The sequence below is a fragment of the Thioclava dalianensis genome (genome assembly GCF_000715505.1).
Lineage (GTDB): Bacteria > Pseudomonadota > Alphaproteobacteria > Rhodobacterales > Rhodobacteraceae > Thioclava > Thioclava dalianensis.
The window spans coordinates 155,930-168,092 of sequence record NZ_JHEH01000006.1 but is presented as its reverse complement, the minus strand read 5'-3'; the positions used below and the strand labels follow the sequence as shown (position 1 = coordinate 168,092).

General features: G+C 62.9%; 12 protein-coding genes. 4 read left to right on the top strand and 8 right to left on the bottom strand.

Features of this window, described 5'->3' with window-relative positions; translation table 11 throughout:
* Positions 1-4 precede the first annotated feature (4 nt).
* The 5 genes from DL1_RS07500 to hslO form a co-directional block, all read right to left on the bottom strand.
* Complete coding sequence (locus tag DL1_RS07500) at positions 5-1,225, bottom strand: class I SAM-dependent RNA methyltransferase (protein ID WP_038064395.1); 1,221 nt, start codon at positions 1,223-1,225, stop codon at positions 5-7.
* Between the two features lie 49 nt (positions 1,226-1,274).
* Positions 1,275-3,101 (bottom strand): ABC transporter ATP-binding protein, encoded by a 1,827-nt coding sequence (locus DL1_RS07495; RefSeq protein ID WP_038064393.1) that lies wholly within the window; start codon positions 3,099-3,101, stop codon positions 1,275-1,277.
* Between the two features lie 71 nt (positions 3,102-3,172).
* Entirely contained in the window at positions 3,173-4,306 is a 1,134-nt protein-coding gene (locus tag DL1_RS07490) for a CCA tRNA nucleotidyltransferase (protein WP_038064391.1), read from the bottom strand.
* Positions 4,303-4,899 (bottom strand): CoA pyrophosphatase, encoded by a 597-nt coding sequence (locus DL1_RS07485; RefSeq protein ID WP_038064389.1) that lies wholly within the window; start codon positions 4,897-4,899, stop codon positions 4,303-4,305. The genes DL1_RS07490 and DL1_RS07485 overlap by 4 nt, the downstream gene beginning before the upstream one ends.
* A complete protein-coding gene (gene hslO / locus DL1_RS07480; RefSeq protein WP_038064388.1) occupies positions 4,892-5,911 on the bottom strand; it encodes an Hsp33 family molecular chaperone HslO in 1,020 nt (339 codons plus the stop codon). Before hslO ends, DL1_RS07485 begins: the two co-directional genes overlap by 8 nt.
* Positions 5,912-6,009: 98 nt before the next feature.
* On the opposite strand from hslO, the gene DL1_RS07475 reads away from it, so the two are divergent.
* Positions 6,010-6,468: an NUDIX domain-containing protein gene (locus DL1_RS07475; RefSeq protein WP_038064386.1), complete on the top strand. Its 459-nt coding sequence runs from the start codon at positions 6,010-6,012 to the stop codon at positions 6,466-6,468.
* On the opposite strand, the gene DL1_RS07470 is transcribed toward DL1_RS07475, so the two are convergent.
* Complete coding sequence (locus DL1_RS07470; protein WP_051693408.1) at positions 6,465-7,724, bottom strand: PP2C family protein-serine/threonine phosphatase; 1,260 nt, start codon at positions 7,722-7,724, stop codon at positions 6,465-6,467. The genes DL1_RS07475 and DL1_RS07470 overlap by 4 nt on opposite strands.
* A 152-nt stretch (positions 7,725-7,876) precedes the next feature.
* On the opposite strand from DL1_RS07470, the gene DL1_RS07465 reads away from it, so the two are divergent.
* A complete protein-coding gene (locus DL1_RS07465; RefSeq protein ID WP_051693407.1) occupies positions 7,877-8,257 on the top strand; it encodes an Hpt domain-containing protein in 381 nt (126 codons plus the stop codon).
* On the opposite strand, the gene ilvA is transcribed toward DL1_RS07465, so the two are convergent.
* Positions 8,209-9,459: a threonine ammonia-lyase IlvA gene (gene ilvA / locus DL1_RS07460; protein ID WP_038064382.1), complete on the bottom strand. Its 1,251-nt coding sequence runs from the start codon at positions 9,457-9,459 to the stop codon at positions 8,209-8,211. The genes DL1_RS07465 and ilvA overlap by 49 nt on opposite strands.
* Positions 9,460-9,497: 38 nt before the next feature.
* Positions 9,498-10,268 carry a hypothetical protein gene (locus DL1_RS07455; protein WP_038064381.1) on the bottom strand — a complete coding sequence of 257 codons (771 nt, stop codon included), beginning with the start codon at positions 10,266-10,268 and terminating at the stop codon, positions 9,498-9,500.
* 131 nt (positions 10,269-10,399) lie between these two features.
* Here DL1_RS07455 and DL1_RS07450 point away from each other — a divergent pair, with 131 nt between their 5' ends.
* Both DL1_RS07450 and mog read left to right on the top strand, forming a co-directional pair.
* Positions 10,400-11,629, top strand: coding sequence for an argininosuccinate synthase (locus DL1_RS07450; RefSeq protein WP_038064377.1), 1,230 nt, complete (start codon positions 10,400-10,402; stop codon positions 11,627-11,629).
* The gene (gene mog / locus DL1_RS07445; protein WP_038064375.1) at positions 11,626-12,162 is read left to right on the top strand and encodes a molybdopterin adenylyltransferase; all 537 of its coding nucleotides are present in this window, start codon (positions 11,626-11,628) and stop codon (positions 12,160-12,162) included. Before DL1_RS07450 ends, mog begins: the two co-directional genes overlap by 4 nt.
* Position 12,163: the final 1 nt, after the last annotated feature.

Here is a 12,163-nt window from a genome sequence, read left to right as displayed (position 1 = left end):
ACATCTAGCGGGTGAACAGCGCCGCGACTTCGACATGGGCGGAAAAACGGAACTGATCGACCACAAGCAGGCGCTCCAGACGAAAGCCCGCCCCGATCAGGGTCGCCGCCTCGCGCGCGAAGGTCACCGGATTGCACGACACATGCACCAGACGGCGCAGCCGCGAGCTACAAATCTCGCGCACCTGCGATTCTGCCCCCGCGCGCGGCGGATCGATCACCACCGCATCGTAGCGGTTGATCTCGTCGGGCAGAAGCGGGCGGCGAAACAGATCGCGCGCCTCGGTGCTCAGCCGGTGCAGCCCCTTGGATTGCCGCCAGCCCTGATCGAGCGCCTCTGTCATCGCAGCCCATGCCTCGACCGCATGCACCTCGGCCTGCGCGGCGAGCGGAAGGGAAAACGTCCCGCAACCCGCGAAAAGATCAGCCACCTGCGCCACATCGCCCACCGCATCGCGCACGAAGGCCACAAGCGCTGCCTCGCCATGCGCGGTCGCTTGCAGGAAGGCACCGGGCGGCGGTGCGACCTGCGCGGCGCCGAAGCGCTGCAGCGGCGCATGGCGTTCCGCGATCACCTCACCATTCCAGCTCAGCCGCGCCAGATCAGAGCGGCGCGCGAGATCGGCCAGCGCTTCGAACTGCTTGCGATCCGTCTCTTTGCCGCCGGTGGCAGAGACATCGACCCCCGCCTCGGAATGGCTCAGCGCAAAGGCAATCTCGCCCTTGCGCGACCCGCCGATCAGCGTGGCCTCATTCAGAGCCGGGATCACGGCCATCAGTTCGGGGCGCAGGATCAGGCAATTGGGCACCTCGACCAGCGTGTCCGATGCGCGGGCATGAAACCCGATCATCGCGCCTTTCTTGGTGCGCCGCCCCGCCAGCGTCGCCCGCCTGCGCGAGCGCAGAGGTGAGGTATCCACCGGGACCTCGGGCGCCTCGATGCCCCGCGCGGCCAGCGCCTGGCGCACGACATCGCCCTTCCAGCGGGCGGTGAACTCCTCGGAGGCGTGCTGGATCGCACAGCCCCCGCAGGCGCGATAATGCGGACAGGGGGCGGCCACGCGCTCGGCGCTCGGCGTCACGATCTTCGGCGCGGCGATCTTCCCGTCAACCACCGATCCGTCAACCGTTTCGCCCGGCAGAGCCATCGCGACATGCACGGTCCCCTCGGGGCCATGCGCCACGCCATCGGCGTGCAGGGACAAGCGTTCGATCTGGTAGGTCATCGCTCTGCCTTAGCGCCCGCGCGGGGCGCTGAAAAGACCCTGATTGGGCCTATTGCGCAGCTTCGGTCTCTTCGTCGCAGCTTAGAAAGCCGCCCGACTGCCGCGCCCAGTAGCGCGCATAAAGCCCGTCTGCGGCCAAAAGCGCCTCGTGATTGCCCTGCTCCACGATCCGCCCCTGATCCAGCACGATGATCCGGTCCATCTCGGCAATCGTGCTCAGACGGTGCGCAATCGCAAGCACCGTCTTGCCCGCCATCACCCGATGCAACGCATCCTGGATCGACGCCTCGACCTCGGAATCGAGCGCAGAGGTCGCCTCGTCGAGCACAAGGATCGGCGCGTCCTTGAGGAAGGCACGGGCCAGAGCGATACGCTGGCGCTGTCCGCCCGAAAGCTTCACGCCGCGCTCGCCGAGCTTCGCGTCATAGCCGCGATTGCCCTCGTGATCCTGCATCGCAAGGATGAACTCATGCGCCTCTGCCTGCTTGGCTGCCAAGACCACCTCGGCCTCCGAAGCATCAGGGCGGCCGTAGAGGATATTTTCGCGCGCCGAGCGGTTGAACATCGCGGTTTCCTGCGTGACCATCGCGATCTGGCGGCGCAGGCTTTCCTGCGTGACATCGCGGATATCGGTACCGTCGATCTCGATTTTACCGGTCTCCGGGTCATAAAGCCGCAACAGCAGCGCCACGAGGGTGGATTTCCCGGCCCCCGACGCGCCCACGATCCCGATCCGCTCACCATCGGCAATGTTGAGATCAAGCCGCTCGACGCCGCCGGTCTTGCGGCCATAGGCAAAGCCCACATGATCAAAGCGGATCGCGCCCGCCACCGCACCGAGATCACGCGCATCGGGCGCATCTTCAAGATCATGCATCCGCGCCAGCGTGTGCATCCCGTCCTCAACCTCGCCGATATTGGTCCAAAGGCTCATCAGCGCGTTTGACACCCAGCCCGACATCTGCGCCAGCCGGATCGCGATTGCGCCCGAGGTGGCGATATCGCCAGCCGTGGTCTCGCCTTGGGTCCAAAGCACGATTGCACCGCCCACCAGCACCACAGGAAGCAGCCCTGAATAGGCCATCTGCACCGTGCGGTAGAGGCTTTGAACCTGCCCGAACCGGATCGTTGTGCCCCGAAACCGCGCCATTGCCGCCAGCGCCGCGCGATCCTCATACTCGGCATGAGCAAAGAGTTTAACCGTCTTGATATTGGTCACCGTGTCGACAACCTGCCCCGTCACCATCGCGCGTGCCGCTGCGCGCTTGCGCGAGCGGCCCCGGATATGCGGCAGGAACGCGCGAATGATAAAGCCAAGCCCAACGGTCCAGAGTACGAGCGCCAGCGCCCCCCACAGATCGACGCCCAACAGCAACAGCACTGAACCCAGAATCGAGGCCAGCGCAAACAGCGCGGTATTGACGATCTCAGAGACAGTATCGGTCACGGCGCGCGCGGTCTGCATCTGCTTTTGCGCGATCCGTCCGGCGAAATCATTGTCGAAGAACGTCACCGACTGGCCCATCGTCCAGCGATGCAACCGAGAGAGCACAAGCGGCAAGATATTGGGCGCAATCAAAAGGTTCGTCGTGGCCGAGCTGAGGGCAAAAGCCGCCGGGCGGATCAGCAGGTAGAAGCAGACAAACAGCACAAGCAGGCCGATATTGCGGCTCAGCACCTCGCCCGGTGCGCTGCCCAGTGCCGCATCAATCACCTGCCCCAAAAGCCAAGCCGAGACGACCTCCATCGCGCCCGCAAGGATCGAGGCCAGCCCCGATACGGTGACCACGCCGCCCGCGCCTTTCAGGCACCAACGAAAAAACGCGCCGAGACGCTGCGGGGGCGGTCCATCGGCTTTCTCAAATGCATCAATCATGGTCTCTCGCTTTCACAGGCGACCATATAGCCCATGGTCTGCGCGCGGAAAGCTCCGCGAAGGGCGCGCGTTCAGCCCAGCAGCTCTGAACGGCTCAGGGTGAAGCCCGAGGCCACCCAGCGCGCCTCCAACGCCCGCAGCTTTTCGCCCAGCGCCGCGCCTGTAAACTCCGGCATCAGATCGGCCGCCTGAACCGGAAAGACCTGCCTTGCGCCAAAGCCAATACGATCCTGCCAGCCCTCAGGCATCTCTTGGCCCATCAAGGCATGGTGCAAAAGACAGGCATCCGCGCCGTCCTCCGCGCCCAGCCGATAGCCAAGCACCTCTGGCCGCTCCGGGCTCAATGCCGCTTCGCGCAGACGCTCCAACCGTTTGCTTTGCGCCTTGGACAAGCGCAGCCGCTCGGCCACATCGGTCCCGCCCAGCACGGCCAGACGCCGCAGCGCATCGGCGGGCCGTGCCTCAAGATGGATCAGCGGTGCCAACCCGCGGGCATCGGCGCCCGGCAGCACGGCCTGCAAGATACCCGCCTGCGCCATCGCCGCCACCGCAGGCGCGGGATCGGGCGCACCGAGCAGCTTGAGCATCTCAGCCCCCACCCGCTCCCGCGAAAGCCCCGCAAGCCCGTAGAGATTGGCCGCGCAAGCCGCATAGCCGTCGGGATCAAGATCGCGCCCGTACCACGCGGTGAAGCGGAAAAACCGCAAAATCCGCAGATAATCCTCTTGGATGCGGGCATCAGGATCTCCGACAAAGCGCAGATGGCGGGCCGACAGATCCGCAAGGCCCTGCCCCAACGGATCGAGCACGGTGCCATCGGCCTGCGCGTAAAGCGCGTTCATCGTGAAATCGCGCCGCGCCGCATCCTCATGAATGTCGTCCGAGAAGGCCACCGTGGCATGACGCCCATGCGTCTCGACATCTCGGCGAAACGTGGTGACCTCATGCGCGCGGCCACCCGCAACAACGGTGACCGTCCCATGATCAATACCTGTGGGAATGGCCTTGAGCCCGGCCTGCGCCGCCAGATCCATCACCCGCTCGGGCCGCGCATCGGTGGCGATATCGATATCGCTCAGATCCTCGCCCAGCGCGGCGTTGCGGACACATCCGCCCACCAGCAGCGCCTGATGCCCTGCCTCGGTCAGCAGTCCAAGGACAGCTTGCAACGGCGCTGCGCGCAACCAGTCCCCATCCAGTTTCATGGTGCCATCCGATCCGCCAAGGATCGCAGTATACGCGCCGTCGCACCCCAGATGTAATAGGGGCCATAGGGGACCACGAAATAGCGGCGGCGCGTCCCGCGCCACTGCCGCGATTCCACACGGAAATTGGCCGGATCTGAGATATGCGAGAGCGGAACGGTAAAGACCTCGGCCACCTCGCCGGGCTCTGGCACCGGGGTGAAGGGCGATTTGATCCGCGCCAGCACCGGCGTTACCTGAAAAGCGGTCACGGTCTCATGCGGCTCGAACGTGCCCAGAACCTCGACATTCGCGCGATCCAGACCGATCTCTTCATGGGCCTCGCGCAGTGCGGCATGGATCGGATCGCCATCGCCGGGATCGACCTTGCCGCCCGGAAACGCGATCTGACCGGGATGGTTGCGCAGGTTTGAGCTGCGCTGCGTCAGATACAGCACCGGCTCGGGCCCCGAACTGTCAAACGCAACCAGCACCCCCGCCTGACGCAGCTTGCGGCCCTCGGGCAGGATCGTCTCCGGGTTCAGGTCAAAATCCGATGAGGGCCGCCCCGACCGACCAAGTGCTGCCAGTACAGGGGCGAGCGGATCAGTCATCGCTTTCCTCGCGCGGTGTGCCATCCGCATTCTTCACGGCCTCGAACCCCAGCGTCTCGGGGTCGAACTCGTAATGCGCGCCGCAGAATTGGCAATCGGCCGTGACCTTGCCGTCATCGGTCGTCATATGGCCGATATCGCGCGCCGAATAGATCGAGAGCGACTGGCGCACGCGATCTGCCGAACAGGTGCAGCCGAACTCCACGCGCTGCGGATCGAAGACGCGCGGCTTTTCTTCGTGGAACAGCCGCACCAACAGATCGGTGGGCTGCACCGTCGGACCGATCAGCTCCATATCCTCAACCGTGTCGAGCAGCACATTCGCGCGCACCCAGTTCTCGCCCTCTTCGCCATCGAGCAAATCTTCGGGGTTCAGCAAGCCTTCCTCGCCCGAGCCTTCCGGCGCGATATGCAGCGGCGATGCGGGAGGCATATGCTGCAACATCACACCGCCTGCGCGCCAGCTCTCGCCCTGCCCGGGCAGGATCGAGCGCCCAAAGGACAGCTCGAACCGCGTGGCAAGCTGCTCGGATTGCGCGAAATACGCCTCGGCACAGGCCGACAGCGACCCACCGGCCAGCGGCGTGATCCCCTGATAGGGCGTCGTGCCCTGACCCTGATCGATCAGAATGGCAAAATAGCCCTGCCCGATCTGCGAAAACGGATCGGCCGTCTCATCGAGCGCTTCCGCATCGTAGCTGGCCCAGCCGCGAATGCGCGCGGGCGCCCCGTCGGCGGTGGGGGCGTAATAATCGGTGGCGATGATCCGGATCGGGCCATCGCCGCGCACCTGGATCGAGAGCTTCCAGCGCAGCTTGATCGTCTGACCGATCATCGCGGTCAGCAGCGCGACCTCGGCCACGAGCATCTCTACGATGCGCGGGTAATCATGCTGCGAGAGCACCTCTTCGAGCACGCCATCAAGACGCGCGACACGGCCCCGGATATCGGACCGATCAAGTTGGAACGGCAAAACAGTGTCGTCCCAGGCGATTTGGGAAAGCTTGGACATGGTACTCCTGGCGGTCTCATTGGGGTTTTCGAGCGGCGCGGGGCCTGCCATACAGCGCCTATATAGGCAGGACAACCACAGACCCAAGGGGGCCAGTCATGATCCGTCGATTCGGCGAGCGCGTGAAACCGGAAAAACGCTACACGCTGCGACACGGCGCCTATGGCGTTCTGATCCGAAACGGGCAGGTTCTTTTGACCCATCAAAGCGCGCCCCTGCCGGAATTTCAGCTTCCCGGCGGCGGCATCGATCCGGGCGAGAGCGCGGTCACGGCCCTGCATCGCGAAGTTTTCGAAGAAACCGGCTGGGCGATCACCGGGCTGCGTCGGCTTGGCGCGTTCCGGCGCTTTACCTACATGCCCGATTACGAGATCTGGGCCGAAAAGCTCTGCACGATCTATCTTGCGCGCCCCGTATTGCGCCGCGGCCCGCCCAGCGAGCCCGCACATCGCGCCGTCTGGTTGGCCCCCGAAGCCGCGCTTGAGGCGCTGGAAAACGCAGGCGATCATCACTTCCTGCAGAGCGCCTTGCGCAGCCTGTCGCGGCGCGCGGCTTAATCGAGATTGATCTTGGCCCCATCAAAGCTGAAAACCACGGCGGAGACATCATCCGCCGGGGCCTCTTGTGCCCAAGCGTCAAGCTCCCAGCTCACCGCCTCCAGAAAAGCCCGCCCGCGCAGCTGCGCGAATTTTTGAAAGATCGCCGCGAGCCCATCGTGATCGATCATCTTGCCCTCCGGGGTCATGGCCTCTGTCATCCCGTCGGACAGCAAGATCAACCGATCCCCGGGATGAAGCCGGGTCTGCACGCTGTCATAGCGCGCCCCCGCAATCAGCCCGACCGGCAGCCCGCCATTGCCGATGAACTCCACCTCGCCAGAGCGGCGCTGCACCACCGGATAGGGATGGCCCGCCTGCACCAGCACGACCTCCCCCGTGACCAGATCCACATCTGCATAGACAAGCGTGAAATAACTCTCGGTTTGCATTTCCTCGAGCACCAGCTCATTGAGCATCGCGGCCAGTTCCGCAGGCGGACGCCCTTCGTAGATCCCGAATTCCGACTCGACCATTGCCAGATTCTGCTCGGCACTCGCCCCCGACAGATAGCCCGCCAGCCGCGCCACCATGACCGCCGAGGTAATCCCGTGCCCTGACACGTCGATCCCATAGAGCCCGACGCGCCGCGCATTGATCGGAAAGAACCCCACCAGATCGCCGCCCACATGGCCCACAGGGCGCAGCAGCAGCGACACTTCCGCAGTGCCAAAGCTGCGATAATCCTCGCGCACAAGACTTTGTTGCAGCTTGCGCGCCTCCCGCAGATCGCGCTCAATCGCCTCTTGCGAGGACCGCAGCAACGCGTTCTTCGCGCTTAGCTCCTCATGCATCGCAAGGATGCGCTGCCCCGCGATCAGCCTTGCGCGCAACTCCGAGCCATTGACCGGTTTCGACAGAAAATCATCTGCCCCGCTCTCAAGCCCGTGCGACACATCCATCGTGTCGCTTTTCGAGGTGAGCAGAATGAAGTAACCATAGCTCGCGCGCTCCATCCGCCGAAAGGCACGACAGAAATCCGGCCCGTTCATTCCCGTCATCATCCAGTCCGAAATCACGATATCGGGCGGGCTATGCGCACAGATCCCAAGCGCCTCTTCGGCACTGATTGCCGTGATCACCTCAAAGTCCGAGCGCGCAAGCTGCGCACTGATGATGCGAAGCTGCATGCGGCTGTCATCCACGACAAGGATACGTCGCCGCGCTGACGCACACGGCGTCACCTCAGAGCCAAGAGCGCGCGCAACAGGAACCATTTATCGTCTTTCACAAGCCGTCAATTTCCCCGTTTTCGCGCATTTCGCCTAACAAAGCGTGAAGCCTGTTGCAGAGCGGGGATTAAACTTTCCTCAATCTCTGCGCCCTAGGGTCGATCAGACAGAGTTCGGCGCGAAGCCAGGAGGATGCGATGATCGATTGGGACCGCGTGACAGAGTTGCGTTCGGAAATTGGCGCCGAGGGGTTCGCCGAAGTGGTGGACCTGTTCCTGGACGAGGTTGAAGCCGTGGCCTTGGCGCTCGGGCAAAGGCCCGGCAAGCTTGAAGACGAGCTGCATTTTCTCAAAGGGTCCGCGCTCAATCTCGGCTTTGGTACATTCGGGCGGCTTTGCCAGCAGGGGGAGCGTCTCTGCGCCAATGGCCAAGACGCGCAGGTCGATGTCGCGGCTATCATCTCAGGCTATCACGACTCCAAGGCCGAATTCATGACTCGGCTTGCGGAATTCACCACAATCGACGGATCTCAGATCAAGAACTCGGACAGCGTCGCATCCTCGGTGATATCGCGATAAACGAACCCTGCCGCATCAAGCTTGCCAAACAAAGTCGGAAAGTTCGTGGCCTGTTTGGTCTCGATCCCGATCAGCACAGACCCGAAATTTCGCGCGGATTTCTTGAGATACTCGAAGCGGGCGATGTCATCCTGCGGACCAAGCATCTCAAGAAAATCACGCAAGGCACCGGGCCGCTGCGGCAGGCGCAGGATGAAATACTTCTTGAGCCCTGAGTAACGTTGCGCGCGCTCCTTCACATCGGGCAGGCGCTCAAAATCGAAATTGCCGCCAGAGGTGATGCACACAACGCGCTTCCCCGCGATCTGATCGCGCAACTCCGGCAAGACATCGAGAGACAGCGCACCCGCAGGCTCCAGCACGATACCTTCGACATTCAGCATCTCGAGCATCGTCAGACAGATCCGGTCCTCTGGCGCGCGCATCACCTGCTCCGGGCTCACCCAACCCAGGTTTTGAAACGGGATCTCGCCGATCTTCGCGACAGCTGCGCCATCGACAAAGCTGTTCACCTGCGGCAGCGCGACCGGCGCGCCTTGCGCCACGGCCGCCGTGAGGCTCGCGCCGCCCGCAGGCTCGACGAACCGAAACGCGGTCTCCGGCGCCATGTCGCGCAGATAGCGCGTGACGCCCGCCGCCAATCCGCCCCCGCCCACCGGCAAGATCACAAGATCCGGCGGCGTATCGCCCATCTGCTCCAGCAGTTCGACCGCAACCGAGGCCTGCCCCTCAATCACCGAGGCATCATCGAACGGCGCGAGGAAATCAGCCTTCGACTCGCGACAGAACGCCTGCGCGGCGGCCAGCGTGTCATCGAAGTAATCGCCGGTCAGCACGACCTCGATCGAGTCCCCGCCAAAAGTCTTGGTCTTGTCGATCTTCTGCTGCGGCGTCGTCACCGGCATGAAGATCGTGCCACGCACGCCGAAATGGCGGCAGGCAAAAGCAACCCCCTGCGCATGATTGCCCGCGCTTGCGCAGACGAAGTGATCCGCGCCCGGATTGCTCTCACGCAGCTTGCGCATCGCGGTAAACGCGCCGCGCAGCTTGTAGCTGCGCACCGGCGTCAAATCCTCGCGTTTGAGCCAGATATCGGCCCCGAAACGCTTGGACAGATGCGCGTTGCGCTGCAACGGCGTGGGCTCGAACAACGCGCGCAGGGCACGGGTTGCAGATTGGGCGGACAGGGCGAATTCACTCATGCGTCATGATGTGGCCCGCCCCGCCCGGTTTGGCAAGCTCAGACGAGTTCGCGCCCCTCGACGTAATGCCCGTAAATCGTTGTCAGGATCGACAGGACCAGCATCATGGTGAACCAGCCGACAGCGAGATCCCAAAGGATTTTGACAATTAGAAACAAAAAGACCTTCGCCCCCAAAGCGGCCAAAATCATGCCTATCAACCAAATTAGAATGGAAAAGCCGATATAGATTAATGTCAGCAGGAACATCGTGCCCCACGTGCCGCGTGTCATATCCAACACCTTCCAAAGCGAGTAGCCATCCACTGCCGCCCCGGGCAGAGACGCAAAACACCGCCAGGCCACCGGCCCCAAAACGACAGATGCGACAATCATCATCACGGTTGCTGTCACAAGACCGCCAGAGGTGCCGTCGTGGCTAAGAGCGATGGCAATCCCAAGAGCGATCCCGAAAACGAGACCCAGGCCGATCCCGATCAACAGGCTGCGCCCGAAATACCGCAAGATCCGTCCGCCGTGAAAGCGTGGCCACCACGTAACCGGCTCATTGAGCAAGACGAAACGGTGCCAGTTCACGGCAATGGACGTGAACAGCGCGGCGAAAAAAATGTATCCCACGATGACCAGAAACACACCGCCTGCGCCCATTCGGAAACCTGTACCACTCGCGCTCATCATGCCGGCACCCAGAATTCCCGCAAAAAGCAAGAGCACCCCGAGCGCCCATGGCACCAGCGAGACCCGCGCTACAGCCGGCAGATTATGTGTCACCTGACGAAACGCGTGTCGGAAAATGGCCCAGGCTGTCATAATATCTCTCGCTTCAAAATTGATTTTGACGCAATCAACGGGCGCTATGTGCCGCTGTCAATCGCCTCACCTTGCCCTTGGCGCGAAAAATCGGTAATCGCGGCTCAAAATCCGCATCAGGAGTTGTTCTCATGTCCGCGCCCAAGAAAGTCGTGCTTGCCTATTCCGGCGGCCTCGATACCTCGATCATCCTGAAATGGCTGCAAACGGAATATGGCTGTGAAGTCGTGACCTTCACCGCAGATCTGGGTCAGGGCGAAGAATTGGACCCGGCGCGCAAAAAGGCCGAGCTGCTTGGCATCAAGCCGGAAAATATCTTCATCGAGGATGTGCGCGAGGAATTCGTGCGCGATTTCGTCTTCCCGATGTTCCGCGCCAATGCGGTCTATGAGGGCCTGTATCTGCTGGGCACCTCGATCGCACGTCCGCTGATTTCCAAACGTTTGGTCGAGATCGCGCGCGAAACCGGTGCCGATGCCGTGGCCCATGGCGCAACCGGCAAGGGCAACGATCAGGTCCGCTTCGAGCTGGCCGCCTATGCGCTCGACCCCGCGATCAAGGTCATCGCCCCTTGGCGCGAATGGGATCTGAGCTCGCGCACCAAGCTTCTGGAATTCGCCGAGGCCAACCAGATCCCGATCGCCAAGGACAAGCGCGGCGAGGCCCCGTTCTCGGTCGATGCGAACCTTCTGCACACCTCCTCCGAGGGCAAAGTGCTTGAGAACCCCGCCGATATGGCGCCCGATTACGTCTATCAGCGCACCAATGACCCGCTGAGCGAGGCACCCGACGAGCCCGAATACGTTGAGATCGGCTTTGAGCGCGGCGATGCGGTTTCGATTAACGGCCAGACGCTGAGCCCGGCCACCATCCTGACCCAGCTCAACGCGCTTGGCAAAACACATGGCATCGGGCGGCTCGATTTCGTCGAGAACCGTTTCGTTGGCATGAAGTCGCGCGGCGTCTATGAGACCCCCGGCGGCGCGATCTTGCTTGAGGCGCATCGCGGGATCGAACAGATCACCCTCGATTCCGGCGCGGGCCACCTGAAGGATTCGATCATGCCGCGCTATGCCGAGCTGATCTATAACGGCTTCTGGTTCAGCCCCGAGCGCGAAGCCCTGCAGGCGCTGATCGACAAGACGCAGGAATATGTCACCGGCACCGTCAAGCTGATGCTTTTCAAAGGCTCGGCCCGCACGGTTGCGCGCTGGTCGGACCATTCGCTTTATTCCGAAGCGCATGTGACCTTTGAAGAAGACGCCGGCGCCTATGATCAAAAAGACGCGGCCGGTTTCATCAACCTCAACGCGCTGCGCCTGAAACTGATCGCGACGCGCAACGCCCGCGTGAAAAAATGAGCCAATCGCAGCCTCGGGCCGCCATCGTCACCGTTTCCGATCGCGCCAGTCGCGGCGAATACGAGGACAGGGGCGGTCCGGGCTGCGAAGACTATCTGCGCGGTGTTGTCACCTCGCCGCTCGAGATCACCCGCCACATCATCCCTGATGGCCGCGAAAGCGTGGCCGACACGCTTCGCGAACTGGTCGCAGCGCAGGCCGATCTGATCCTTGTGACGGGCGGCACCGGCCCGGCCCCGCGCGACGAAACGCCTGAAGGCTGTTTCGACGTGATCGAGAAAGAGCTCGCGGGCTTTGGCGAGGAAATGCGCCGCGCGTCACTGCGCGAAGTGCCAACCGCGATCCTGTCGCGCCAATCCGCCGGGATTGCCGGGCAATCGCTGATCATCATGGTCCCCGGCAAACCCAGCGCGATCGCGACCTGCCTCGACGCGGTCTTTGCCGCTGTCCCCTATTGCCTCGATCTGATCGGTGCGGCCTATCTGGAAACAGATCCCGCCCGGATCGCGGCGTTTCGACCCAAGGCAAAATAGT